Source organism: Megasphaera sp. NM10 (assembly GCF_000417505.1).
Lineage (GTDB): Bacteria > Bacillota > Negativicutes > Veillonellales > Megasphaeraceae > Megasphaera > Megasphaera intestinihominis.
In genome coordinates this window covers 39,342-65,262 of sequence record NZ_APHY01000009.1, presented here as the reverse complement: position 1 = coordinate 65,262, position 25,921 = coordinate 39,342, and the positions used below count along the sequence as shown (strand labels likewise).

The window sequence follows — 25,921 nt, the reverse complement described above, 5'->3', positions numbered from 1 at the left end:
KMAGTCATCTACGGCTTCCAGATGTCACATGAACAGATCTCCACCATCACAGGCTGCGTCATGGAAGAGGTCGAGGCATGGCGGAATCGTCCGCTCCAGTCGTTCTATCCATTTGCTTTCGTCGACTGCATCTACGTATCGCTGCGCACGGAGTATGGCGTCCAGCAGGTGGCCGTCTATGTCATGCTTGCCTATGACGTCAACGGCTGCAAGGATGTCCTTGGCCTCTGGATCAACGAGACGGAGAGCAAGCATGCCTGGATGCAGATCTTCGACGAGCTGCGGGCTCGCGGCGTTAAGGATCTTGGCATCCTGTCCATGGATGGCGTGAGCGGATTGGAGGAAGGCGCCAAGGCTGTATTCCCGCATGCCACGGTTCAGCGCTGCATCGTACACCTCATCCGCAATTCCATCCGCTACATCCCACGCAAGCAGTGGAGTGCATTCACGAAGCAGCTGAAGCTCATCTATGGTGCCATCAACGTCAAGCAGGCCCGTCAGGAATTCGAGAAGTTCAAGACCGACTGGCAGGCTTATCCAGGCGCGGTCAGCGTATGGGAAAACAATTTCTCACACGTCGAGCAGCTCTATAACTATGGCAGTGCCGTGCGCAAGATCATGTACACGACCAATGCCATCGAGAGCGTCAACTCTAGCTTCCGCAAGGTGACCAAGAAAGGCGCTTTCCCCAACGAGGATGCAGTCTTCAAGATTTTCTACCTACGCATCCAAGAGCTCTATAAAAAATGGAAGGGTCGTCACGTCGACAAACTGGGCGATGGTCCGGAACCAGCTGCTCATGGACGACAGGATGTCTCAGCTTATGCAGCAATACGATGTTGCTTATTGAATCGATTTACACAAAACTCTTGACACACCCTTCTTTATCCATATTTTCCCAAACGATATGATAAAAATCATCATACGTCAAAGGCTTTCCTGAAGCAAAATGCAAATAATCGCCTATATAACCGCGTTCATATGTTTGAAAAATGGCATATGCCACATCTTGAGATGACAAAAAATCCCGCTTCTCATCTGACCTATATAAAGGTACACTTTTATTTTCAGCACAAGCATAAAGATATTGAGAAATAAAGTTATCCTTTCGTTCCATTCCCGTTCCATAGATATCAGGAAACCGTAGTATAGTAATATGAAGGCCTTGTTGTTTCCAACTCAGCGCCAATGCTTCTAAACGCGATAGCAACTTTCCTTCTTTACTCTCAGTCTGTACAAAGGTAGTTTCTATAGCCGGTATTCTCTTTTTCTCTAAAACGTCTGCCCCGGACAAGAATAGTATCTTCCCCTGACTCCTAGTAGAAGCGACTTGCAAAAACTCTTCCAAGCATGCAATAGACTGAATGCCTATTTTTTCCCGCAAGTCATAAACAATCAAATCAAAGTGATATACTGAAAGGACTTGTTGCAAAGCATCCCTATCTGATTTGCAATCATACGCTGTTACATTGCAGAAATCGGTCTTTTTCTTTCCTAAAAGGAAAACTTCCCAGTTTTCCTTTTGAAAAACCGGGATAAGAGATTGTTCTATATAAGTAGCACATTTTATTAATACAGATTTTTTTATAGTTTGAATCTCAGAGGCCATAATATATTCCCTATCCAAATGGAGAAATCCCTTTTTTAATCACATATACCTTTTATAAAAATATTTATATATCATTATACCCTGTATGTTCTATAATGACAATAATTTACATGACAATATAATATTATTTTAAATATTATTTACATTAATAGATATTTAAAATACAGTTGCTTTATATGGATTGAATTTATCTAATAACCGCAAATCAGCATCTTCAACACTGGTATACAGTGTATGTTGGGATTCAAGCGCTATCCTAAGATACCTCCCACATTGCAGGTCAGAAAATCCTACTTCATGGGGGAGCTGGCCGCAGGTCGCAAAACCATAGAAAGCGCCGGTCGCAGGCCGCAAAATCATACCGCATATTCCGGTCAAGTATTTTCCCCATTGTTCACAGCGGGCCGCCAAAGGATCCCTTCATAGGGGAGCTGGCTGCCAAAGGCAGTCTGAGAGGTTAAAGGGCGGCCCCTACGCACTTTATGCTATATTTTTCGCGCTATATATAGTATAATTATGTCGAGTAGTTGTATTTTATATTTCCTTATTAGGCAATGAACAGGAGTTGTTACACATGAACAAGAAATGTTTAGCTCTGGCAGCCGCTGCCATGGCGGCTGTGACACTGGTCGCCGGCTGTGGTTCTTCAGCAGACAAAAAGGACGGCGCTTCGGGAGATCAGAAGACCCTCGTCGTCGGTATGGAACCGACGTTCCCGCCGTTCGAATTTACGGAAAACGACAAATACATCGGTTTCGACATTGATTTGGCCAATGCCATCGGCGAAAAAATGGGCACGAAAGTTGAAGTCAAGAGCCTCGGTTTTGACGCCCTCATCCCGGCCCTGCGCAGCGGTCAGATCGACATGATTGCTTCCGGCATGGACGCTACGCCGGAACGGCAGAAACAGGTTTCCTTTACGGAACCGTATTTCCAGGATGGTTATTCCGTCGTCGTCCGCAAGGATAACACCAACATCAACGGCTTCGATGACCTCAAAGGCCGCACGGTCGGTTCCCAGGTCGGCACGAAGGGCGTAGACCTGGCTACGGAAGCCGGCGCTACGGTCAAGCAGTATGACGCCAACAGCCAGGGCTGGATGGAACTGCAGAGCGGCACGTGTGATGCCGTCGTCATCAACACGTCGGTCGCCCTCTACTACATGAAAGAAGGCGGCGATAAAGACCTGAAGATCGTCGGCGACGCCAAGAAAGCTGATGCCGGTATCGCTATGGCTGTTTCCAAGGACAAACCGGAACTCCTGGAAAAGGTCAACAAAGCCCTGGCCGACCTCAAAGCCGACGGGACTTATGCCAAACTGTACAAGAAATGGTTCGGCGTCGATCCGAAGGCATAATCGATGTATAAAGCCTACGTATTCGATTTCGACTACACCCTGGCCAATTCGGAAAAGGGTATCGTCATGTGCTTCCAGCTCCTCTTCGAGGCCGAAGGCTATGACGGTATCCCTGAAGAAGCTATCCGCCGCACGATTGGCATGACCATGTACGACGCCATGGCCCTCCTGACCGGGGAAACGGACCCGGACCGGGTCAACGCCCTGATTTGGGAATACAAGGTCCGCTTCTCCGACAAGTACATGACGGCCAACACCCATCTCTATCCGCAGACCCTGCCGACGCTCCATGCTTTGAAAGACGCCGGCGCCCTGTGCTGCATCGCATCGACCAAGACCCGGTCGCGTATCGGCGAAACCCTGCGGAAATACCAGATGGAAAGCCTCATCGACCTCGTCGTCGGCGTGGAAGACGTCGCCAAGGCCAAACCGGCACCGGACGGAATCAACGCCGTCTGCCGCCACTTCGGCCTGGATAAAAAGGACGTCCTCTACATCGGTGACAATACCATCGACGCCAGAGCCGCCAAAAATGCCGGCGTCGCCTTTGCCGCCGTGACGACGGGAACGACGACGAGCCAGGAATTCGCCCGCCTGCCCCATGTGGCAATCATGAAGGATCTCAGCGAAATCCTTACTATTCCCTAATTGGAGGAACTCATTATGATGAAGAAAAAAGTTACGACCCTCGTCGCTGCCTCGCTGGCAGCCCTGACCCTTCTCGCCGGCTGCGGCTCCAACGGCACAGCCGATAAAAAAGATGGCGCAGCCAAAGGCGACAAGACCCTCATCGTCGGCACGGAACCGACGTTCCCGCCTTTTGAATTCACGGAAAATGAAAAGGACGTCGGCTTCGACATCGACCTGGCCCAGGCCGTCTGCGATAAGCTGGGCTACAAGATGGAAGTCAAGAACCTCGGCTTCGACGCCCTCATCCCGGCCCTGAAGAGCGGCCAGATCGACCTCATCGCCGCCGGCATGGATGCGACAGATGAACGGAAGAAACAGATCGACTTCACGGACGTCTATTACCAGGGCGGCTACACCATCGTCGTCCCGACGGGCAATACGGACATCACCGGTTATGACTCCATCGCCGGCAAGACCGTCGGCGCCCAGGTCGGTTCCAAGGCAGCCGATTACGCCAGAGAACACGGGGCCAACGTCAAGGAATTCGACACCAACACCCAGGGCTGGATGGAACTGGAAGCCGGTACGTGTGATGCCGTTTCCATCGATAAAGCCGTCGCCCAGTATTACCTCCAGCAGGGCGGCAAAGATAAGCTCAAGATCGTCGGCGAACCCATTACGTCCCGCGGCGTAGCCATGGGCATCAGCAAAGATAAACCGGAACTGAGCAAACAAGTCAATGAAGCTTTGAAGGAAATCAAGGCAGACGGAACGTACGCTAAAATCTATAAGAAATGGTTCGGCGAAGAACCGAAGCAGTAAAAAAAAAGGCTTGTCGCACATGCGACAAGCCTTTTTAAGTGGTTAGTGGCTAGTGGTTAGCGGATGGTTTTAAATTTAAACCATCTTCTACAAACTCCGCACTACAAACTATAAAGCCAAAGAACCTCTCCGGCCCGTTGGGCCACCTCCCCTATGAGGGGAGGCTTTGAGAACCACTATTTTTTATCCTTCTTCTGGAGTTTGGCCAGGCGGTCTTTTAAGGACATGAACTCGCCCTGGTTGTCGGACTGGAGTTCCGTTTCGGGCTGGATGGTCTGGTCTTTATAGGCGGCTTTGCGTTTGGCTGCTTCGGCAGCGGCTGCGGCCTGACGTTCTTTTGCAGTCCGTTCGCTCTGGACGGCTTCGCGGATGGGCTGGAGTTTATTGTCCGGGACGACGAGGAAGCGGACCGGCAGGTTGGCGGCTCCCGGCGGCATGATGTGGATGGTCATGTCCGTCCCGGCCGGGAAGGTATCGACGTATTCCATGGCATACGGGTCATTGAGGCCCATGGAGTGGCGATGGCGCGGCAGTTCGACGATTTTCTTGTCTTCGCCCCGCTGGGGATCGCTGTAGATGAGTTCCGTCACGCCGGCATATTCGCCGCCCTGGGGATTGAAATACAAGTGGATGTTCCCGGTCCCCGTCGTGCGCAGGTGGATGGTGTAGTCGACGCCGTAGTTGCCCGTATCTTCCGAGGCCCGATTGTCCATGACGTCACGGCCCTGGAGGAAACGGTCCCAGACGCCGTCAGCCAGGAGGATATAGCCGATGCCGCTGTCCGTCGAATAGGGAATGAGCGTGCTCAGGTAACGGTCCTTGCCGTGGAAAGTGCCGCGCAGCTGGACGGAGTCACTGGCCAGGTACTGCTGCTTGCGGATGAAGGCAATCGGGTCTTCCTGGGGCGGCAGGATCATGGACGACAGGATCATGGGTTCCGGCAGGCTGACGTTGACGATGCCCGAAAAGAGCTGGTCCGGCCGGACGACAGTTTCATTGAGGCGCTGACCGACGATGGCATAGTCATGGGCCGGGACGGTGATCTTATTAACCGTCATGTTGCCTTCATAATACATGGTCGACAGTTCCTTGCCGACCTGGTAGTAGTCCGTACTGGGCCGCGTATACTGATAACCTCGGAGGACCGCTTCCAGCGGATACGGGTGCGGATTGTAGAGCATGGCTACGATTTTCCGGTTATACTGGTGCTGGTTGACATGATAGAAATAGAGGCGCACGTCGCCGCTGACCGTATCCCCATAGAGGATCCCGTCACCATCGGCGTATTCCGGGCTATCAGAGAGGAGCAGCGTCCCCGTATCGACAGGAGCTGTCATGGAAATAGGAAGCATACGCTGGGCGACGACGCGGTCCATGACGTCCGGGTCGTCGACAGCGGGCAGATCCGCTGCCAGGGCGCCGGCCAGGGGCAGACAGGCCGTCAGCAGGCCGGCTATATAGGTACATAGTTTCTTAAATTTCATCTTCTCGTTGACCTTCTATCTGTTTCGCTATATCAGCGATTTTTTTAAAACGGTGGGACAAGCCCGATTTCGTCAATCCCGACTGGGCCGCCAGTTCACTCATGGAAGCTTCAGGATTGGCCATGCGCAATTCCGCCGCTTCCCGCAGCTTCGGCGACATGCACTGGTACAGGCCCGATTCCTGGATGCAGGTAATGGCCCGGCGCTGGCGCACGGCGGCGTCTACGGTCTTCTGGAGATTGGCCGTTTCACAGTTGACGACGCGGTTGACATTGTTGCGCATCCCCTTGACGACGCGGACGCTCTCAAACTTGAGATACGCCTGGGCTGCGCCGATGTATTGCAGGAATTGGGACACGCCATTGCCTTCTTTGATGTAAACCAAATAATCGCCCTTGCGGTCCGTCGTCTTGGCCGGCAGGCGGAAACGGCGCATGATTTTCAACAATTTTTCGGCAAAGGCCGCATTGCCCGTCACCAGTTCCAGGTGATAATCGCCCTTGGGCTGATTGACGGACCCGCCGCCCATGAAGGCTCCCCGCAGGAAAGCCCGCTGGCAGTCGGTCTTCTTGAGGTCGATGGCCGAAAATTCCGTATCTGTCGGAAACAGGGACAAATCCTTCAGGATGGCCGTGCTTTCCGGCGACGGCGATACGCGCAGGATATAGTAATTCTTCTTGCGCAGGCGCAGGCCCTGGCGGACCCGGACTTCGGGCCGGACCGGGAACGATTCCATCCACATCTTCAGGGCCTTGCGGGCGACGGCATTATTGGACGTGCTGAATTCGATGCCGATAGTCCCGCGCGAGCCGAGTATGAGGGAGCCGCCCATGCAGAGCAGCGCTGCCAGTTCGGCAAAACGGCAGGCGGCATTTTCGGGCTTGCAGTGGGCGATTTCATTCTTCACTTCTTCTGCAAATGACAAAGGGCGCCGCCTCCTAACGATGGTTGAATGTGTAACGCTTCAAATAGTAATGCAAGAGCTCCGGCGACAAATCGGTCCGCAAGGCGTTGATCAGATCAAAGAGGACGTTGGCCAGCTTCTTCGTATCGTGAGTGGCACTGTTTTCCTTGTTGATCAAATTCGACAGGATGAGCGTCGCCCCGGTCTGGCTGACTTCCTTCTTGTCGATCATGACCGGATGGGACCCGTGGGCGACATAGCGCTGGAGGACGGCCGGATCGACATCGCCGTTGTTGGCGATGACGAAGTCGATGACCTTGCCGCCGGCCTGGCGGTTGATGGCCCGGATGTGGTCGGATACGGTGTAATCATCCGTTTCCCCGGGCTGGGTCATGACGTTGCAGATATAGATCTTCGGCGCCTTGCTGGTGCGGACGGCCTGGACGATATCGGGTACGCAGAGATTGGGCATGATGCTCGTATAGAGGCTGCCCGGTCCGAGGACGATGGCGTCGGCTTCCCTGATGGCGTCGACGGCCGACTGGATGGCCCTGGGGTGTTCCGGCGTCGTAAAGACGCGCTTGATCTTGCCGTGGGCATGGGGAATCTGCGATTCCCCTTCGACGATGCGGCCGTCGGTCATTTCGGCATTGAGGCGAAGCTTTTCCGCCGACGATGGGATGACCTTGCCGCGGACGCGCAGGACCTTGCTGGTCGCGTCCATGGCTTCCTCGACGTCGCCCAGGACTTCGATGAGGGCGGCGATGAACAAGTTGCCGAAGCTGTGGCCCGTCAGGTTGCCGGACCCGCCGAAGCGGTGGGCGAAGAGCTTTTCCATGAGCCCTTCCTTATCGGCCAGGGCGACCAGGCAGTTGCGCAGGTCCCCTGGGGCGATGATATCCAGGTCCTGGCGGATGCGGCCTGTCGAACCGCCATCGTCGGCGACGGTGACGACAGCCGTCAGGTTATATGTCTTGGCCTTGAGGCCGCGCAGCATGACCGACAGGCCCGTGCCGCCGCCGATGACGACGACCTTCGGCCCTTTGGACAGCTGGAGGTTGGAAAAGATCAGGTCGCTGAGGTTATCCGATTCGCCGGGCATGACGACGCCGATCATGGTACGGATCAGGCGCCGCGTCGCCCAGGCCATGACGACCAACCCCAGGAGGATGACCAGGATGCCCATACTGGCCAGGATGGTATAGTTATAATGGCCCGTCACTTCATAGAGCAGGCGGAAAGCCCATTCTTCCAGCGACCCCAGCCATTGGTAGTTAAAGGTCAGGATAATGCCGAAGCTGGAGCACATCATGCCCAGGCCGAAGAGAAAGAGCCATCGCTTGATGTGCAAGCCCGGATGCAGCCATTTCATAAAACGCATGACAGCACCTCCTACGCTTCGCCTTCGTACCCCGGCGCATCTTCTTCGACGTCGTTCTTCTGGATATCCCGGTGTTCGATGGATACGTCGACACCGTTATCCCTGAGATGTTTATACATGGCTTCGGCCATACAGACACTGCGGTGCATCCCGCCCGTACAGCCGACGGCGATGACCAGCTGGCTCTTGCCTTCCCGTTCATAGTTGGGCAGGAGGAAGTCGATCATATCGAACCACTTTTCCTTATACGTCTGGGTAATGGGGAAGCTTTCGACATAGTCGCGCACACAGGGTACACGGCCCGATTTATGTCGGTATTCTTCAATATAATAAGGATTGGGCAGGAAGCGCACATCTTCGACGATGTCCGCATCGATGGGCATGCCGTGCTTGAAGCCGAAGGACACGACGGTAACGGTCATGCTCTTCTTGCTGTCCGTAATGGCATAGCGCTTGACCAGGATCTCCTTGAGCTGCTTCGGCTTGAGATTCGACGTGTCGATGATGAAATCCGCTTTCTGGCGCAGCGAGGCCAGGCGCTTGCGTTCTTCGGCGATGCCCTGGCTGATGCGGCCATGCGGGGCCAGGGGATGGACGCGGCGCGTTTCCTTATAGCGCCGTACCAGGGCCTGATCCGAAGCCTCGATGAAGACGATTTCGTAGGAAATGCCTTCGGCCTTGAGGTCTTTCAGGCACTGGCTCATGGCGTCAAAGAATTCACCGCCCCGGATATCGGCGATGAGGGCCACGTGGCGGACCCGTTCGCCGCCTTTGATGCACAATTCCGCGAACTTGGGAATCAGGACCGGCGGGATATTGTCGATGCAGAAATAGCCGATGTCTTCCAATACCTGGACAGCATGGCTCTTACCGGCACCGGACATGCCGGTGACAATGATCAAATGAAAATGGTCCATAAGAACCTCCTATATAGACAATGTTACAATACAAATTTCTCAACCGCCGCGGCGACGCCGTCGTCATTGTTGGACGCCGTGACGTAAGACGCGACGGCCTTTACTTCGTCGACAGCATTGGCCATGGCCACGGGGAAACCGGCGGCTTTGAGCATATCCAAATCGTTCTGGGAATCGCCGAGGGCCATGATCTCATCGGCCGTGATGCCGTAGAGCTCGCCCAGGCGGCGGATACCCTTGCCCTTGTCGACGCCGCTGGGCATGATTTCCAGGAACGTCGGCATGGAAAAGAGGATGTTGAACTGACCGGGGAAACGCTCCTCGATGAGGGCCTTGCGGGCCACCAGGTCGTCGTGCTCGCCCCGGCTGAGAAGCTTGTTGCAGTCGCCCTGGACGCGGTAGAATTCGTCGCCGCAGATACAGGCCTTGCTGTGCGTGATTTCTTCATAGCCGCGGATCCACTTATCATCCTTGGCCGTGCGCAGGACGTCGTCGATATAGGTCTGCATCTGCCAGCCCTTTTCCCGGGCCAGGTCGACCAGTTCCTGTGCCGTCTGCTGCGGAATGGCCTGCTGGAAGAGGATTTTCTTCGATTCCAGCGTCTCGATGAGGCCGCCGGCAAAGAGCAGCAGCGGACTGTCGCCGAGGTCCAGGCGGTCGCCGTAAGGCCGGGCCGTCTGGTACATGCGTCCCGTGGCGATGGCGACGACGACGCCCTTATCGCGGGCTGCCTGCAAGGTGCGGACCGTCCGGTCCGACACGCTGCCGTCGCTGCGCAGGAGCGTCCCATCGAGGTCGATGGTGATCATCTTTACCGGCTTCATCAGGCCTTGTCCCCCTTCCAGTCGAAGACGACGCCCTGACTGGAAGGTTCGGCTTCCTTCGGCGCGTCGCTGACGTACTGCAGGTCGTCGGCATAGCTCTGGGCCAGTTTATCGATTTCCCGCTGCTGGTCTGCCGTGGCTTTGCTGCGGTTCTTCATGGCAGCGGCGATCATTTCCGTCACTTCATAGCGCGTCAGGTTGTACGACGGCGCAAAGCGCGTCATCGGCACCCCCGTCAGGCCGGCCTTGGACAGGTCGTAGACGGCCTTGTATTCCCAGGTATTGCGGTCTACGGCGTCAAACTGGTTCGGCGCATAGGGATTATAGGCCAGGGCCGCGCTGAGCCCCAGGCAGCACCAGGCTGCCAGCAAAAGAAAGAATCGTTTCATCGTTGTCCCCCTCTATAAACAAATATACTCCCTGCCGGGTCTAACGTGCGTCATACCTGAAAGAGAGCATATCCATAAAATACGTATTATTGGGCTTTTTTAGCGTCCTTTTTGGCATCACTGTCATCGTGGCTGCCATGATCGGGTACGGCTTTCTGCGCGGCTTCGGTCGAAACGGCGACAGCCGGGGCTGCCGGTTTGACGGCGACCGATTTATCCGCAGCGACAGGTGCCGCACCTTCGCCATCGAGGGCCATGTCGTCGAGCAGCTTGAGCTGGCTGGTCAGGATGGCACGGCACTTGGCGCGGTATGCCCCGGTCTGGGCCTTGAGCTTTTCCCATTCCTGCCGGGACTGCTGCAGATTCATCATCGTTTCGTCGAGCATCTGCTTCTTCTTGCTTTCCGCTTCCTGCAGGATGAGGTCGGCTTCCTTGCGGGCCGAGACCTTGACGTTTTCCGCCGTCTGCTGGGCCAGCATGAGCGTACTGTTCATGGTAGCTTCCATCTTTTCATACTGCGTCAGCTTGTCCTGCAGGCTGTCGCAGCGTTCCTTCAATTCGCAGTATTCCCGGTATACCTTTTCGTAGTCGCCGGCGATGTTGTTCATGAAAGCATCGACGTCTTCTTCGCTGTACCCGCGGAAGCCGCGTTTAAATTCTTTGTTGTGAATATCCATTGGTGTAAGCATGGTATTTCCTCCGTGTGAAAGGGAATTACATATACCGCTTCAGCAAGACGCCGATACGGCCCTTCCTGGACGTACCCGTGATCTCGGCCAGTTCCATCCGGCCCTTGCCGCGCAGCGAAATGACATCGCCCTGACTGACGTCCTGGCTCGGTCCCTTGGCAGGCTGCCAGTTGACCTGGACCCGGTCGCCCTTGATGGCTTCGGCCGCCTTGGTACGGGAAATGCCAAAGCCCGAAGATGCAATGGCATCGAGGCGGAGCGATGCGACGGTCGTCTTGATTTCCTTGACCTTTTCCTGGCGAGGCGCAATGTCCGACAGGGGCATCTCTTCGATGGCAATGGATACCATGGCAATTTTAGTGAAATTCTGCTGTAAATACGGGACGAGTTTCGTATCGGCCAAGAGGACGGCGCCGGCATCCTGCATGATGATGTCGCCGAAGCGTTCGCGGCCGACGCCGAGGCTCATGAGCGAGCCCAGGACGTCGCGGTGCCCCAGGAGCCGGTAGCGGTCATCCCAGGACAGGCGGCAGGCGGTGATGCCGAAATCGACAGGCCCGTCGTAATCGGCGCTGACGAAAGCCAGCTTGACCCGTTCTGCCCCTTCATAGCCGCCAAAGGTCTTGAGGACCAGGGACGGCACGTGGGCCTGGATGGTCTCGCCGATCTGGACGGCGCCGGGAGATACGAACTCACTGACCGCATAAGGGCGGCCCTTGGCCGTGCTGTCGGCCAAGTCGATAAGGCGGGCGGCGAGCTCGCCATTATCGGTTCCCTGATAATATCGGATAATCCGATCTCTGTTCTTCAAGCTAATCCCTCAATTACTAGTGCTGCGGCGTGCTGCTGCCGTTGTTGTTATTGTTGTTGCTGTTCCAGGCCAGGGGCGGCGTATTGAAATCGCCGTAGTCGTCACGCTTGCCGTGGTCGACGGTGACATTGCTCGGTACGCAGAGGAAGATTTCCTTGCCGACCTTCTGGATGTTGCCGTCCAGGGCATACGTAGCGCCGCTGACGAAATCGACGACGCGTTTGGCAATGTCGTCCGGCGTCGATTCAAAGTTGATGACGACGGGTTTGCGGTCGCGGATATAATCGGCGATGCTCTGGGAATCGTCAAAGGTTTCCGGTTCGACGATGACCATGCGCAGCGGTTTTTCCTGGGGTGCTGCATAATTGACGCCGGAACGGCGCGGGGCTACAGCCGGCGTGCGGCGCGGTGCGCGTTCTTCTTCCATTTCTTCTTCATCCTCGTATTCGTCTGTTTCAAATTCGTCGTCTTCGTTGACGCCGCCTACAGTACCTACTAATTTATCCCAAACTTTCTTTACTCCCATGGTGAATACTCCTCCTTAGTAATTACGGGGCCCAAAGATTGCCGTACCTACGCGGACGACATTGGCGCCTTCTTCGATTGCTATTTCAAAATCATGGGTCATGCCCATAGACAGGTAACGGATTTGACCTTCCGGAAACTTCGGCTTCATGTCTTCATACAAAGCGTGGGCAATGCGGAATACAGGCCGTACATCCTTTACGTTGTCGTAATTCGGGGCGATGCACATGAGGCCCAGGACGCGGACGTGTTCCATGGTCTTGGCCATTTCGCACATAGCCGGGAAGTCTTCCACTTCCATGCCGAATTTGCTTTCTTCGCGGGCCACATTGACCTGCAGGAGAATATCCTGTACTTTGCCGATCTTGCCGGCTTCCTTATCCACAGCTTTGAGCAGGTGTTCGGAATCGATCGAGTGGATGAGGTCGAAGTGTTCGACGGCATGTTTGGCCTTATTGGTCTGCAAATGACCGATTAAGTGCCAGGTCAAATGGTTATCCGGGAACGCTTCCAGCTTCTGAAGTGCTTCCTGGACCCGATTTTCACCGACGTCGGTGACACCGCATTTAGCGGCTTCTTCCATCATTTCTACGGGATGATTCTTCGTGACTGCGACAAGCGTAATTTTGTCAGTCCTGCCGACGTGGGCAGCTGCATCGGCAATTCTCTTATTTACTGCCTCAAGATTTTCCTTAATCAAGCCTATCCCTCCGTAGTGCATGTGATTATATATATTCATATATTTATAAAACATTACACTTCTTTTATTATATATAGTTAAAGCTATAAAAGCTAGTCATATTTAAAAATTTGTCCCATCTGCTTTTCAAAGGACGGCAAAGGCCCCCATGCGGCCCGTATGACCGCCGTCGCGGCGATAGGAAAAGAACTTCCCTTCCTCGGCAAAGGCACAGCTCGTCGTGACTTCGATGTGGTCCGGCCGAAGGTCCGCTTCCTCCAGGAGCAGCCGGTTGGCCTGCCACAAGTCGACGGACCAGACGCCATCTTTTTCGCCGGCGCAGTTCCCATAAGCCGTCCCCAGGCGGCGGAAGGCCATGGCCGTAGACTCGCTGACCTCGTAATGGGCCCGGGAAATGGAAGGCCCCACATAGGCAAGGAGGTCTTTCGGGTCCGACCCGTAGGCCAGGCGCATGGCAAAGACCGTCTTGGCCGCCAGGCGCTGGACCGTACCGCGCCAGCCGTCGTGGATGACGGCGACGGCCCGCTTCACCGGATCGTAGACGATGACCGGCACGCAGTCGGCGATGCAGAGCATGAGCGGCACGCCGGGAAGGTTGGTCATGATGGCGTCCGTATGGGCCAGGGCATCGGCATAACTGCCGGCACCGCAGCCGATCTCTGCCGGTCCCACGGCGACGACGTGGTCTTCGTGGGTCTGCTGAGCCGTCGTCAGCTTCTGCATGGGATAGCCCAGGAGGGCACAGAGGCGGCGCCGGTTCTCCAGGACGGCCTTGGGCTGGTCGCCGACGTGGAGCCCCAGGTTCAGCGACGTGAACGGTGCCTCGCTGACGCCGCCGCTCTTGCCGGTCACGCCATGGCGCAGGCCGGCATCTGCCAGGAGGGTGCTCTCTTCCCAACAGATTCCATTACCATGTTCTACCCACTTAGTCATGATATCCTCCACAAATGTGACAGCGTCGGCAGCCGTCGAAACAGGGGATGGTGAATTCCCCGTCTTTGGCTTTTTTCAGCTCGTCCGTCAGGTACGTCGGCACCAGTCCCGTGTCGATCGTATCCCAGGGCATGACGGCGTCTGTCGGCCGCTGGTCATATAAAAATCCTTTAATATCGAAATGAAGCTCCTTGGCCGCCCGTTTCCAGCCCTTGACGCCGCCGTATTCATGGGCCTTGACCAGGAGGTCGCCGACGCGGCGGTCGCCCCGGGACAGGACGCCCTGGATATAGGCCGAGCGCAGGGGCTCGATGAGCAGCTCGATCTGCTTGTCCTTCAAGGCCTTCTTGAGGAAATTCAGCCGTTTCTCGACGACCTTCTTTTCCGTCATGGCCATCCACTGGAAAGGCGTGAAGGGCTTGGGGATGAAGGGGTTGATGCTCAGGGTGATGCGGCTCAGGTTGCCGATGGCCGCCATGTGCTGCTGGACGCGGCGGGTCATATCGACGATGCCCTGGATATCATCATCGGTTTCCATGGGCAGGCCGACCATGATGTACATGCGCACGTGGCGGATACCGGCTGCCGTCGCCAGGTCGATGGAATGGAGCAGGTGCTCTTCCGTGATGCCCTTGTTGATGATGTCCCGCATGTGCTTGCTGCCCGCTTCCGGCGCCAGGGTAATCGTCTTCTGGCCGCTTTCGGCCAGGCCCTTGACGATGGCCGGCGTAATCGAGTCGGCCCGCAGGGACGCACAGGAAAAGGCCAGCCCCTGGTCGCGGATGAAGGTGACCAGTTCGTCGATATAGGGATAATCGGAAATGGCCGCGCCCATGAGGCCGATTTTCTTGCCCAGGGCCTTGCCGCGCAGGACGGCGGACTTGACGTATTCCAGCGGACGGACGCGGGGACGGCGGTAACAGTAGCCGGCCATGCAGAAGCGGCAGTGACGGCCGCAGCCCCGGGCAATCTCGATGAGGTACATGGCGCCGAACTCCGTATTCGGCGTGGCGATGACCGTTTCCGCCGGCTGGGTCAGCTCGTGCCATTGGCGATCGACCTTGGCCGGGATGCCCTCTTCCGGGACAATGCGCACGACGTGGCCGTCGTCATCGTATTCATGGCGGTACAGGGACGGCACATAGACGCCGGGGACATGGATAGCCAGATAGCGAAGCAGGTCGTGACGGGACAGGCCCTGGGCCTTACCTTCTCCATAGGCGTCGAGGAAGGTATGGATGAATCGCTCCCCTTCGCCGACCAGGACGACGTCGACAAAAGGCGACAGCGGTTCGGCATTGAAAAAGGCGACAGGCCCGCCCATGACGACGAGCGTATCGTCATCATCGCGGTCAGCGGCCAGGACGGGGATGCGCCCCATTTCCAGGATCGTCGGCACGTTGAAATAGTCCATTTCAAAACTGACCGACAGACCGAGGATTTCGAAATCCGACAGGGGCCGGCGGTTCTCCAGGGAAATGAGCGGTTCCCCTGTCTTCTCGAAGACCTTCATGAGGTCCTTGTCCGGCAGGAAAGCCCGTTCGCAGAGCCAGTCCTCGCGGCCGTTCACTTCGCGGTAGATGATCTGCATCCCCAGATTGCTCATGGCCACGTCATACGTATTGGGATAACAGATAGCCATGGCATGACGCGTGCCGAAAGGATACTGTACAGCCCCCGTTTCCTGGGCCATCAGATCATCCAGCGCTTTCTCTACTTGCCAGCTCATGCATCCCCCTCCTTTCATTCATCGTTCGTTAGGTATCCTATATTGTATCACAGAATGTCCCGATGGGCCAGCCGTGTCTTGCATCGCCGCTCCCATCGTGTTATGGTATTAATTGATGTTCGCAGGCCGCAGGCCGCAGGTCGCAAAGCCTCCCCTTATAGGGGGAGGTGGCCCAACGGGTCGGAGAGGTTGAATTACCGCAGGCCGCGTTGCAAAAGCAACCTCTCAGTCAGCTGCGCTGACAGCTCTCCTATGAGACGAGCCTTTTGAAAGAACCCCTCAGGCCGCCGCGGTCCCACGGACCGCTTCCGTAGGGGCCGTCCCAAAGGGCGGCCCGCTTATTTCATAAAAAAGGAGTCCTATTCATGGAAAAAGTCCTCTTCGTCGCCCTCGGCGGCGGCATCGGCGCAGCCCTGCGCTATTTACTCACAGAACTGGCCAACCTCCACGGCGGCGTATTCTTCCCATACGGCACCATCCTGGCCAACCTCATCGGGTCCTTCTGCATCGGCATCCTCTTCGTCTTCTTCTCCGAAAGCAGCGACCTGTCGCCCATCGTCAAACTCTTCTTCGTCACAGGTATCCTGGGCGGCTTCACGACCTTTTCGACGTACAACATGGAACTCCTCACCTTCGTCCGTACTGGCGCCGTCTTCCCAGCCTGGCCTACTTCTCGTTCAACGTCATCGGCGGCTTCGTCTGCTGCTGGCTTGGCTTCGCCACCGGCAACGCCTTGTGGGGATGAGAGAAGGGCCGCCAGAGCGGCCCGCAGGTCGCAGGTCGCAAGCCTCCCCTCATAGGGGAGGTGGCCCAACGGGCCGGAGAGGTTGAATTACCACATACTACTTCAAAAGCAACCTCTCAGTCAGCTGCGCTGACAGCTCTCCTATGAGGCGAGCCTTGGGAAAGCCCCGCAGGCCGTAAAGCCTCCCCTCATAGGGGAGGTGGCCCAATGGGCCGGAGAGGTTGAATTTCCACACGGTGATTTAAAAACAACCTCTCAAGGGAGCAAAAAAAGAGGCTGTCGCATTAAGACAGCCTCTTTTTAAGTTTGTAGTTTTTAGTTTAATCGCCGTATCGGCCGACCGGTTGCGTTTGCGCTAAGATGGCTGGATATGCGCGCTGGGGCAAGGCGGAGGAAGGAGGCGTAGCCATAGCTACGTCGACTGACGACAACGCAGTCTCCAGCGTGCAGAGCCGGTCAGATTTGCGCAATAAGCAGACGGCCGGCCGATACTCCTAATGCTGTGCCGGTGCGCCGACAGGTTTCGTTTCTTCTACGAGTCCGTCCGTTGCGATGGCTTTCTTGGATACGAAGCTGATGCCGCAGAAGGTGACGGCGCAGACAATCCATTCGGCATAAATGACGTGCGGCAGTACGCGGACAGCCGGTACGAACATCCAGGCGACGAGGACGATGATGGAAGCCAGGATGGTGTAGAACGCAGCCTGACGGGAGCAGTATTTCGGCGCATACATGGTCATGAGGACGATGACTGCGAAAGCCGTCATGAGCGACAAGCCGGCCATGAGGGTCGAAATGATGCCGCTGATGGTCAGGGCGAAGCCCAAGGTCAACAGGCCCAGGAGCAGGACGGAAATACGGGTTACGGTCATGTATTTCTTATCGGACATATTGGGGTCGATGAACTGTTTATGAATATCATGGGAATACAGCGTCGCAGCCGACAGCAGGAGATTGCAAGCCGTGCTGACATCAGCAGCCCACAGCGAAGCCAAAGTCACGCCGGCAATCCAGGGATTGAGGGACATGATGAGCTTCGGCAGTGCCGTCGTCGGCGAAATAGCCGGATACATTTCGGCAGCGATGACACCGAGGAGAGCGGCGATGAAACCGACAGGCAGCATGACCAGACCACCGATGATGAAACCTTTGCGGGCCGTCTGGACATCCTTGGCACCGAGAGAAATCTGAATGATAGCCTGGAGCGATACATTGACCGTAATGAGGACGACGATCCAAGTGATGATGGTCATGGGACCGACACCGCTGATGAGGTCCATGGACGTAATGGACGGAGCCTGGATAGCGACGACGTCGATGCCGCCGGCCATGCCCAGGATGAGGAAAGCAGCAACCGTAATGCCGATGTACTGCAAGGTAACATTGAGGACGTTAGACTGGCTGGCCGACCACATACCACCGATAAGAGTAATGCCGATGAAGACGACGGCACTGGTGAGCATCCCTGTGACCGGCGTGAAGATATTCGGCATCAGGGCAGCCAGGATAGCGCCGCCTGCGACGTACTGCAGGCTCATGATGACCAGCTGTACCAGGACCTGACAGCCGATACCGGCGATCATGCTGCGGCGGTCATAATACCGTTCCAGCAGTTCCGGTACGGTCGTAATATTGAGCTGGCGATACTTCTTGGCAACCGTCAGACCCATGACGATGGCGCCGATGCCCCAGGCAGCCGTATACCAGCCGGCCGACAGACCGACTTTATAAGCCTGTTCGGCAACGCCGATGGTCGAAGCCCCGCCGACAGCCAGGCCGACGATGGATACCATGATGAGGGGCGTCGTCAATTTGCGGCCAGCCAGCACATACGCTTCTGCCGATGCGGCAGCCTTATGCTTGACGTACCAGCTGATACCGAAGAGAACGCCGATGTACACTAAAATGATGAAGACTTGAATCCCTGTAGTTCCCATAGTAAAAACTCCTCTCTAAAATAATTTCCCGAAAAAAAAAGCCGCCCCTCACAAAAGGGACGACTCAGTCGCGGTACCACCCAATTTATCGATATATGGATAAAAAAAAGAGTGGTACGCCAGGGACGGAAGATTCCGCGGTACCACCCTAATTATCTCGAATCGATCAACTCATGGCCGTATAACGGCAGCCGCCCCGGTACAGCCTACTCACGTTCAGCCGTACAGTTCAGGAATGAACTTCATGCCCTCTCCCCTGTCCCCTCACACCGGCCGGAGACTCTCTGAAAAGCTCAAAGACACTACTTTTTTCCATCACAACTGTTATCAGGAAATCTGTTGTTGACCATGATTATACAGGAAAATAAAATAAAGTCAAGCAAAATCTGACGAAAAAATCGAAATCTGACGAAAAAATCGAAAGAAAATCACGTAAAACGTACTACGAATTAGGTAAAACGTGCGACCTGAGAATCAACACAATCTCTGTGTTTTTATGCGACTTATAGTGATAGCGAAATAATTTCCCCAACACCGGCAATGACGCCAGAATCGGCACCTTGCGGAAATGCTCGACCTCTTCCCGGCGAATCAGACCACCGATGACCAAAGGCTCGCCATCGCGCAGACGCACGACCGTCCGGGCCTGGCGCGTCGCAATGCGGTAGGCCTTCATTTCCGGCACAAACACAGGCGTACTCACTTCTGCCACCAACTGGGCCGTCACCGAATCATCGGGATGGATCTGCGGCGTGTAGGTCAATTTAATGCCCGCCTCTTCGTACGTCGTACTCACCGTCGTTTCCTTGCCGGACAGATGCTCTGTCTGGACGGGGACTTTATCGCCGATGAGGATATGCGCTTCCCGGCCATTAGTAGCGACCATGTGCGGCGAAGCCAAAATATGGGCCCGTCCCTTTTCTTCGAGGGCGTGGATCGTCCCGGCCAGGGAAAAGACGCCGTGGTCCGCCCCGCCTTCTACAGTCGACCAGTTCCACTCGACACCGGTCTGCTTCAGCAAGCTGTCATCGACGGAGGCAACCTCTACGGAAACATCGACTTGCCGTGCCGGCACATCGAGACGCTTCACCAGGGACTGGACAGCCGCCTGGACTTGATGCGTTCCGCCGACAACGAGGGTATTCGTATCGCCATGGCAGCGCACATCGGCTTCCGGTACCGCTGCCTGGACGGCCTCCTTCAAAACGGCCGGGTCGGCATGGCGTAGCGACCATGTATGAAAAGTCTTGACCCCTTTTCCCGATTTCGCCCCGCTCATCGTACGGATAGGGCCGGATTGTTCGTAATACAAGCCCTGGCTGTCAGCAATGGCCTGCAAGGCTTCTTCCAAGGTGACGTCGTGGAGGTTCATCGTCAACGAGCCCTGCACGCTGTCATCGACGACAAGATTGATATTTCCTGACCGGGCCAGCCCTTCCAGTACCGTCCGTGTCGGCACATCCCGGACCTGGACATCGACAGCCCCGGCCGTCCAGGGACAAAGACAACAGATACCGGCAGTCAGCCATTTCTTCCACTCCTTCATGATGTTCCCTGCCTTTCTTTACAAAGGGATTTCAAAAACTCGTCCGTCCCGCTGCAGGCCTGCGGCCTGACGGTTGACATAGGCGATGTACCAGCCGTTCCACCATTCCCCGGCAGCACAAGTCGCCGTCTGTCCCTGCCACTTCAAAATGACCAGGTGAATATCTCCTTCATGGACGGCACCACAGACGACGGGCAGCGTCCCTTCTTTTTTCTCTTTTTCCGGTTGTTCCTTGACTTCTTCAGGCGCAGCCGCCGGAACGGTCAGCGGTACCGCTTCAGGCGCAGCAGTCTTCTTCGGCAGACTGCCGGCAAACAAATCCGGTAAGGGCTTATAGCGCAAGGCCGGTCGGACATCATAGACGAGGTTTCCTTTACCGTTTCCCCGTTCCGCTTCGTCAGAAGCAGAAAAAACGGGATGCGACCCAGCTTCATGCTGAGCGGCATCCCGTTTCATGTGTTCTTGTCCTTGCGACGGCTCGTCCCACCACGTCCAGATGGCGCCAAGGCAGACAAGTATCCCTATATAGGGAAGCCATGTCTTGCGATGTTGAACGATACCGTTCCTTACCTTTTGCAGAGCGGACAAGACCTTATTGCTTATCTCCATAGCCCTGCGGATGATGCTGATGCCAGTTCCAGGCATCGGCAATGATTTGTTCTACCTTACTGTGTGTCGGCTGCCAGCCTGTGACGCGGCGGATCTTTTCGGATCCGGCGATGAGGATGGCCGGGTCGCCGGCGCGGCGCGGTGCTTCTTCGACTTTGAAGTCTTTGCCCGTGACTTTCTTGGCGGCTTCGATCATTTCACGGACGCTGAAGCCGTTCTGAGAGCCCAAGTTGAAGTACTGCGATTCTCCCCCTTCGGCGAGGTACTTGAGGACCCTTACGTGGGCGTCTGCGAGGTCTGTGACGTGGATGTAGTCACGGATGCAGGTGCCGTCGGGCGTTGGATAGTCGGTGCCGAAAATCTTGATGCTGTCCCGCTGGCCCAGGGCCGTCTGCAGGATCAGGGGGATGAGGTGTGTTTCCGGTGTGTGGTCTTCACCAATGGTGCCGCTTCCATCGGCCCCGGCGGCATTAAAGTAGCGCAGGGCCACGTAGCGCAGGCCATAGGCCCGGCTGAACTGGGCCAGCATGGTTTCGATCATGAGCTTGGTCTGGCCGTAGACGTTGGTCGGATGGTAGGGCATGTCTTCGGTGATCGGCGTCTGTTCCGGTTCGCCGTAAACGGCGGCCGTCGACGAGAAGACGAAGTATTTGACGCCGGCCCGGCGTACAGCTTCCAGGAGGCAGTACGAGCCGACGACGTTGTTGTCGTAATAAATTGTCGGGTTTTCCATGGATTCGCCGACCTGGCTATGGGCGGCGAAGTGCATGACGGCGTCGATGTTCATGTCTTCCATGATGTGCCGTACCCGGTCGATGTCATGGATGTCGACGACGTAAAAAGGGATTTCTTCCGGGACGGCTGCCCGATGGCCGCGCGAAAGATTATCAATGACGACGACGTTGTGGCCCTGAGCCAATAAGGCTTTGACCGTATGGCTGCCGATGTAGCCGGCGCCGCCGGTAACGAGAATATTCATTGAGAGTCTGCCTTTCGTTATTTATTGGGCGGGCTCCCCACGCGGGAGCCCCTACGATATACTGGGCGGGCTCCCCACGCGGGAGCCCCTACGGTATACTGGGCGGGCTCCCCATGTGGGAGCCCCTACGATAATGTTTCTGCGGATTATAAATTATTTTTCCTGTAATTTTTTCAGACGGCCGCCGAGGAATTTCTTGTAGACTTCGACGCCGGGCTGGTTGAAGGCGTCGACGTTGGCGTATTCGCCTTCGTAAGCGATGGACAGGCAGAGCATGAACATCAATTCGCCCAGGTGATACGGGGTCAGGGCGGGCAGGATGTAGTTGGCGCTGGGACGGCCGTCACCGGCGAGGGCTTCGGCGTTGGAGCTGCGGGCCGCTTCCAGGATCTGGCTCAAAGGCAGGCCGCTGAAGGCAGCGAGTTTCGGGTATTCGTCATAGAGATGGGGTACCGTGACGTCGTCGGGCCAGTTTTCGACGGAGACGAACTGGACGACTTTGTCCTGCGGGCCTTCCTGATGTTCCTGGGTCTGGGCGTGCATGTCCGTCGTGCCGACGGCGACGATAGGCGTGCGGCCGTAGTTGACGACGTTGCCCTGTTTGTCCAGGCGTTTGCCCAGGGATTCAGCCAGGAGCTGGATGTACCATTCGGACAAGGATTTCAGGTTATCCGCATAGGGCATGAGGACTTCCAGGTCGCGGCCGTGGTTCTTGCCGGCCAGGAATTTGAGGACACTGTTGAGCAGGGCCGGGTTCTGCCATATATCCGGGTTCTGGCAGGCGTGGTCCATGTCGCGGGCGCCGTCGAGGAACTGACGGATGTCAAAGCCCGTGAGGGCACCGACGATGAGGCCGACTTCGGAGAAGACGCTGAAACGGCCGCCGACGCCATCGGGAACGTAGAAGATGGGCCAGCCCGATTTCTTGGCCAGGCCGTGGAGCAATGTTTCTTTTTCGCCGCCGTCGTGGGGGTCCGTAACGGCTACCGTTTCCAGGGCGATGCCGGCATCGTTCATGGCCTGTTTGAGGACCATGTAGTTGGACATGGGTTCAATGGTCGAGCCCGATTTGGAAATGACGACGGCCATGACCGTGTAGTTCGGTTTGGTGTGGCTGTCGGCCTTGAGGAAATGGATGAGGCCCGTCATCTTATGGGAGTCGACGTTGTTGCCGGCAAAGAAGGCTTTCGGGAAGCCCTTGCGTTCTTCCGTGCTCTTGAGGTTCCAGAATTCGCCGCACTGGACGTCGAAGAGGACCTTGCCACCGAGATAGGAACCGCCGATGCCGAGGAATACGACGGTGTCTACGCGGTTGCGCGTCGTCCGTGCCAGTTCTTCCAGGGCAAAGATGCGTTCCGGACTGTTGATGTTGCCTTCTTCGATGTACGGCAGCTGCGGGAAGAGGACTTCTTCCGGTTCTCCGTCTTTCGAGAGATGGCCCGGCATGATGCCGGTCTTGCGCATATTCATAACGGCTTCGTGAGCCTTGGTGTAAACGGGTTCAAAAGCCTTGACTTCTTCTTCAGTGACGGCCTTGGGACCATAAAGGTTGGTTACGTCAAAAGTAAAACCAGAACGTAATTTTAATTGAGTCATGTAAGTTCCCTACCTTTCGATAGAATAATGTCATATTCGCGTATGAAATCATTATAGCACAAAACGGGGCGCACGGGCTACCTCCTGGACGGCGAACGGTCCGATGTGGAAAAAGGACTTGTCGCATGACGACAAGTCCTTTTGCTGTAGGGGCTCGCACGTGGCGAGCCCGCTCACGTAAATGGTTGATAACGGGATTCCTTTATATACCGGCGGGCGCCCCACGTAGGCGCCCCTACAATACGATCCACGGGATTCCCACAAGCGGTCCATGGGCAACCTCTCAGACCGCCTTTGGCGGCCAGCTCCCCTATTAGAGGAGCCTTGCGGCCTGCGGCCTGCGAATTGCGAACTGCGAATTATGATTTTACCATCAAAAATGGAGCATGGATTTGAGGAAGTTCTGGGTCCGTTCGTTCTGCGGGTGTTCGAAGACGTCTTCCGGTTTGCCTTGTTCCTGGATGATGCCGTCGGCCATGAAGATGACCCGGTCGGCGACTTCTTTGGCGAAGGCCATTTCGTGGGTGACGATGATCATGGTCATGTGTTCGTCGGCGAGCTGTTTGATGGTCCGCAGGACTTCGCCGGTCAGTTCCGGGTCCAGGGCGCTCGTCGGTTCGTCGAAGAGCATGATGTCCGGGTCCATGGCCAGGGCGCGGGCGATGGCCACACGCTGCTGCTGGCCGCCGGAGAGGCGCGACGGATAGGCATCGCGTTTATCCCAGAGGCCGACTTTTTTCAGGAGTTCTTCGGCTTTGGGCATGATTTCTTCGGTCTTCATCTTCTTGACGATGCGCGGCGCTTCCAGGATGTTGTCCAGGACGGTCATGTGCGGGAAGAGGTTGAAGTGCTGGAAGCACATGCCCATGCGGCGGCAGATGGTCCGGACGTCGGCTGCCGGGGCGTAGACGGCACGGCTGCTCCCTTCGGGCGTGCTGACCATGGTCTGGCCGTCGACGACGATGGAGCCGCTGTTGATCGTTTCCAGCTGACAGAGACAGCGCAGGAAGGTACTCTTGCCGCTGCCAGACGGGCCGATAATGGAAATGACTTCCCCCGTTTCAACGTGGAGGGTGACGTCTTTCAAGACTTCGAGACTGCCGAAGCTCTTGCGGATATGGTCCATTTCAATAAAACTCATGATAATCCTCCTTATTCATCGTAAACGGCATAGCGTTTTTCCAGATAACCAAAGACCTTGGTCAGGATAAAGGTAAAGAACAGGTAGAAGACGGCAGCGACCAGGAAGGCCGTCGTGTCGAAGTCGCGCTGTACGATGGAGCGCGTAATGCGCAGGATGTCGTTCATGGCCAGGATGTAGACCAGGGACGTATCCTTGAGGAGGTTGATCGTTTCGTTCGAGACCGGCGGCAGGACGCGCTTGATGACCTGGGGCAGGATGATGCGGCGCATGGTCTGGACGTAGGTCATGCCCAGGACTTTCGCCCCTTCATACTGGCCGCGGTCGATGGACTGGATGCCGCCGCGGAAGATTTCGGCAAAGTAGGCGGCATAGTTGAGGACGAAGGCGATGATGGCCGCCGGGAAGGCCGGCAGTTTCAGGCCGTCGATGATGAAGGGCAGGCCGTAGTAGATGAAGAGGATCTGCAGCATGAGCGGCGTGCCGCGCATGACGTAGATATAGGCGTACATGGCCTTACGCAGGATGGCGATCTTGGAAATACGGCCGATAGCCATGAGGATGCCCAAGGGCGAGGCTCAGGACGATGGTGATGATGAAAATTTTCAGGGTAATCTGCAGGCCTACGGCAACGACAGGCACGATGTGAAATAAATAATCCATGTTGGCTCCTTTTTTGGAATTGACACATATATAGAAGTGGGACATCCCCCAAATCCTGTGACGGGCTCGCCACGTGCGAGCCCCTACGGTGGGCGGATTGACACATATACAGCATAGGATACGTATATACGCAAGGCGGGCCGCCCTTTTGGGCGGCCCCTACGAATCGTCGTTACATCCCGCTTCGCTTACTGTACTTTAATGGTAATATCTTCGTTAAACCACTTCTGGGACAACTTAGTCATTGTACCATCTTCACTCATTTGTTTCAAGACGTCGTTGAGTTTATCCTGCAAGAGCGTATCTTCCTTGCGCATGCCGACGCCGAATTTTTCGTCGCCCATCTTGTCGTCGATGACTTTGAACTTGCCCGGTTTCTTGGCCATGTAGTAACGGCCGACGACGCTGTCGACGAGGATGCCGTCAGTACGGCCGATTTCCAGGTCCATGAAGGCGTTGACGAAGTCGCCGTATTTCTTGACTTCTGCCAGGGAATCCTTGAATTCGGCGTTCTTTTCCAGGGCGTCGATGGAGCTGCTCCCTTCCTGGGTGCCGATGACCTTCCCTGCCAGGCCGGCCCGGTCATTGATGGGCGAATCGGCGCGGACGACGAGGAGCTGGGCGTTGTTCATATAGGGCTTGGAGAAGGCGATCTGCTGGGACCGTTCATCGGTGATGGTCAGGCCGTTCCAGAGCATGTCGACCTGTTTGCTCTTGAGGGCTGCTTCCTTGCTGTCCCAGTCGATGGGCTTGAATTCGACGGGGATGCCCAGGCGCTTGGACGCTTCCTGTGCCAGGTCGATGTCGAAGCCGACGAGCTGACCGCTGTCATCGCGGAAGCCCATGGGCGGGAAGTTGTCATCCAGGCCGATGACGATCTTATCGGGCAGTTTCTGTTCTGCCTGTTTATTTGCATTGCCGCCGCAGCCGGCGACCATGGTAACGGCTGCTACGGCCAGTGTACCCGCAGCCAGTGCTTTTTTCCAATTCATGTGAATTCC

The 25,921-nt window shown here is 56.1% G+C and carries 24 protein-coding genes, 2 pseudogenes and 1 other annotated feature; of the genes and pseudogenes, 5 read left to right on the top strand and 21 right to left on the bottom strand.

Annotated features, from left to right (window positions below):
* Positions 1–850: pseudogene (locus NM10_RS02220) on the top strand (IS256 family transposase); the annotation flags it as partial.
* Between the two features lie 6 nt (positions 851–856).
* On the opposite strand, the gene NM10_RS02215 reads toward NM10_RS02220, so the two are convergent.
* A complete protein-coding gene (locus NM10_RS02215; protein ID WP_239639563.1) occupies positions 857–1,609 on the bottom strand; it encodes an NAD-dependent epimerase/dehydratase family protein in 753 nt (250 codons plus the stop codon).
* Between the two features lie 574 nt (positions 1,610–2,183).
* Between NM10_RS02215 and NM10_RS02210 the strand changes: the two genes are divergently transcribed.
* From NM10_RS02210 to NM10_RS02200, 3 genes are read left to right on the top strand one after another with little or no spacing between them, the layout of a single operon-like run.
* Positions 2,184–2,966, top strand: a complete 783-nt coding sequence (locus NM10_RS02210) for a basic amino acid ABC transporter substrate-binding protein (RefSeq protein ID WP_020309993.1) — start codon at positions 2,184–2,186, stop codon at positions 2,964–2,966.
* A 3-nt stretch (positions 2,967–2,969) separates the two neighbouring features.
* On the top strand, positions 2,970–3,614 hold the full coding sequence (locus NM10_RS02205) for an HAD family hydrolase (RefSeq protein ID WP_020309992.1): 645 nt from the start codon (positions 2,970–2,972) through the stop codon (positions 3,612–3,614).
* Between the two features lie 18 nt (positions 3,615–3,632).
* Positions 3,633–4,418 carry a basic amino acid ABC transporter substrate-binding protein gene (locus NM10_RS02200; protein ID WP_416184386.1) on the top strand — a complete coding sequence of 262 codons (786 nt, stop codon included), beginning with the start codon at positions 3,633–3,635 and terminating at the stop codon, positions 4,416–4,418.
* Between the two features lie 176 nt (positions 4,419–4,594).
* Here NM10_RS02200 and NM10_RS02195 read toward each other — a convergent pair whose 3' ends face one another.
* From NM10_RS02195 to NM10_RS02140, 12 genes are all read right to left on the bottom strand, one after another.
* Positions 4,595–5,902, bottom strand: a complete 1,308-nt coding sequence (locus tag NM10_RS02195; RefSeq protein ID WP_020309990.1) for a hypothetical protein — start codon at positions 5,900–5,902, stop codon at positions 4,595–4,597.
* Positions 5,892–6,827, bottom strand: coding sequence for a DNA-binding protein WhiA (whiA, locus tag NM10_RS02190; RefSeq protein ID WP_020309989.1), 936 nt, complete (start codon positions 6,825–6,827; stop codon positions 5,892–5,894). The genes NM10_RS02195 and whiA overlap by 11 nt, the downstream gene beginning before the upstream one ends.
* Before the next feature lie 13 nt (positions 6,828–6,840).
* Positions 6,841–8,187, bottom strand: a complete 1,347-nt coding sequence (locus NM10_RS02185) for a gluconeogenesis factor YvcK family protein (protein WP_020309988.1) — start codon at positions 8,185–8,187, stop codon at positions 6,841–6,843.
* A gap of 11 nt (positions 8,188–8,198) precedes the next feature.
* On the bottom strand, positions 8,199–9,104 hold the full coding sequence (gene rapZ / locus NM10_RS02180) for an RNase adapter RapZ (protein ID WP_020309987.1): 906 nt from the start codon (positions 9,102–9,104) through the stop codon (positions 8,199–8,201).
* Positions 9,105–9,127: 23 nt separating this feature from the next.
* Entirely contained in the window at positions 9,128–9,928 is an 801-nt protein-coding gene (locus tag NM10_RS02175) for a Cof-type HAD-IIB family hydrolase (protein ID WP_020309986.1), read from the bottom strand.
* Entirely contained in the window at positions 9,928–10,317 is a 390-nt protein-coding gene (locus tag NM10_RS02170; RefSeq protein WP_020309985.1) for a hypothetical protein, read from the bottom strand. The genes NM10_RS02175 and NM10_RS02170 overlap by 1 nt, the downstream gene beginning before the upstream one ends.
* Positions 10,318–10,403: 86 nt before the next feature.
* The gene (locus NM10_RS02165) at positions 10,404–11,006 is read right to left on the bottom strand and encodes a DivIVA domain-containing protein (protein WP_036201224.1); all 603 of its coding nucleotides are present in this window, start codon (positions 11,004–11,006) and stop codon (positions 10,404–10,406) included.
* Positions 11,007–11,031: 25 nt separating this feature from the next.
* Positions 11,032–11,817, bottom strand: coding sequence for a YlmH family RNA-binding protein (locus tag NM10_RS02160; protein ID WP_020309983.1), 786 nt, complete (start codon positions 11,815–11,817; stop codon positions 11,032–11,034).
* 16 nt (positions 11,818–11,833) lie between these two features.
* Positions 11,834–12,343: a cell division protein SepF gene (locus NM10_RS02155; RefSeq protein ID WP_020309982.1), complete on the bottom strand. Its 510-nt coding sequence runs from the start codon at positions 12,341–12,343 to the stop codon at positions 11,834–11,836.
* A gap of 15 nt (positions 12,344–12,358) precedes the next feature.
* A complete protein-coding gene (locus NM10_RS02150) occupies positions 12,359–13,042 on the bottom strand; it encodes a YggS family pyridoxal phosphate-dependent enzyme (protein WP_020309981.1) in 684 nt (227 codons plus the stop codon).
* A 126-nt stretch (positions 13,043–13,168) separates the two neighbouring features.
* Positions 13,169–13,975 carry a peptidoglycan editing factor PgeF gene (gene pgeF, locus NM10_RS02145; RefSeq protein WP_020309980.1) on the bottom strand — a complete coding sequence of 269 codons (807 nt, stop codon included), beginning with the start codon at positions 13,973–13,975 and terminating at the stop codon, positions 13,169–13,171.
* Positions 13,968–15,704 (bottom strand): radical SAM protein, encoded by a 1,737-nt coding sequence (locus tag NM10_RS02140; protein ID WP_020309979.1) that lies wholly within the window; start codon positions 15,702–15,704, stop codon positions 13,968–13,970. The genes pgeF and NM10_RS02140 overlap by 8 nt, the downstream gene beginning before the upstream one ends.
* 365 nt (positions 15,705–16,069) lie before the next feature.
* Between NM10_RS02140 and crcB the strand changes: the two genes are divergently transcribed.
* A complete protein-coding gene (gene crcB / locus NM10_RS02135) occupies positions 16,070–16,504 on the top strand; it encodes a fluoride efflux transporter CrcB (RefSeq protein ID WP_020309978.1) in 435 nt (144 codons plus the stop codon).
* A gap of 439 nt (positions 16,505–16,943) precedes the next feature.
* Here the strand turns inward: crcB and NM10_RS02130 are convergent, their stop codons facing one another.
* The 8 genes and pseudogenes from NM10_RS02130 to NM10_RS02095 all read right to left on the bottom strand — a co-directional run bounded on the left by NM10_RS02130 (position 16,944) and on the right by NM10_RS02095 (position 25,912).
* Positions 16,944–18,386 carry a sodium:solute symporter family protein gene (locus tag NM10_RS02130; protein WP_020309977.1) on the bottom strand — a complete coding sequence of 481 codons (1,443 nt, stop codon included), beginning with the start codon at positions 18,384–18,386 and terminating at the stop codon, positions 16,944–16,946.
* Between the two features lie 118 nt (positions 18,387–18,504).
* Positions 18,505–18,714, bottom strand: a binding site (T-box leader).
* Positions 18,715–18,828: 114 nt separating this feature from the next.
* Positions 18,829–19,932 (bottom strand): type II secretion system protein GspD, encoded by a 1,104-nt coding sequence (locus NM10_RS02125; protein ID WP_020309976.1) that lies wholly within the window; start codon positions 19,930–19,932, stop codon positions 18,829–18,831.
* 18 nt (positions 19,933–19,950) lie between these two features.
* Entirely contained in the window at positions 19,951–20,388 is a 438-nt protein-coding gene (locus NM10_RS02120; protein WP_020309975.1) for a hypothetical protein, read from the bottom strand.
* 136 nt (positions 20,389–20,524) lie between these two features.
* Complete coding sequence (galE, locus tag NM10_RS02115) at positions 20,525–21,520, bottom strand: UDP-glucose 4-epimerase GalE (RefSeq protein WP_020309974.1); 996 nt, start codon at positions 21,518–21,520, stop codon at positions 20,525–20,527.
* A 153-nt stretch (positions 21,521–21,673) separates the two neighbouring features.
* Positions 21,674–23,116, bottom strand: coding sequence for a hypothetical protein (locus NM10_RS02110; RefSeq protein WP_020309973.1), 1,443 nt, complete (start codon positions 23,114–23,116; stop codon positions 21,674–21,676).
* Between the two features lie 373 nt (positions 23,117–23,489).
* The gene (locus NM10_RS02105) at positions 23,490–24,257 is read right to left on the bottom strand and encodes an amino acid ABC transporter ATP-binding protein (RefSeq protein WP_020309972.1); all 768 of its coding nucleotides are present in this window, start codon (positions 24,255–24,257) and stop codon (positions 23,490–23,492) included.
* A gap of 11 nt (positions 24,258–24,268) precedes the next feature.
* A pseudogene (locus tag NM10_RS02100) lies at positions 24,269–24,920 on the bottom strand (amino acid ABC transporter permease).
* Between the two features lie 188 nt (positions 24,921–25,108).
* On the bottom strand, positions 25,109–25,912 hold the full coding sequence (locus NM10_RS02095; protein WP_020309969.1) for an amino acid ABC transporter substrate-binding protein: 804 nt from the start codon (positions 25,910–25,912) through the stop codon (positions 25,109–25,111).
* Positions 25,913–25,921: the final 9 nt, after the last annotated feature.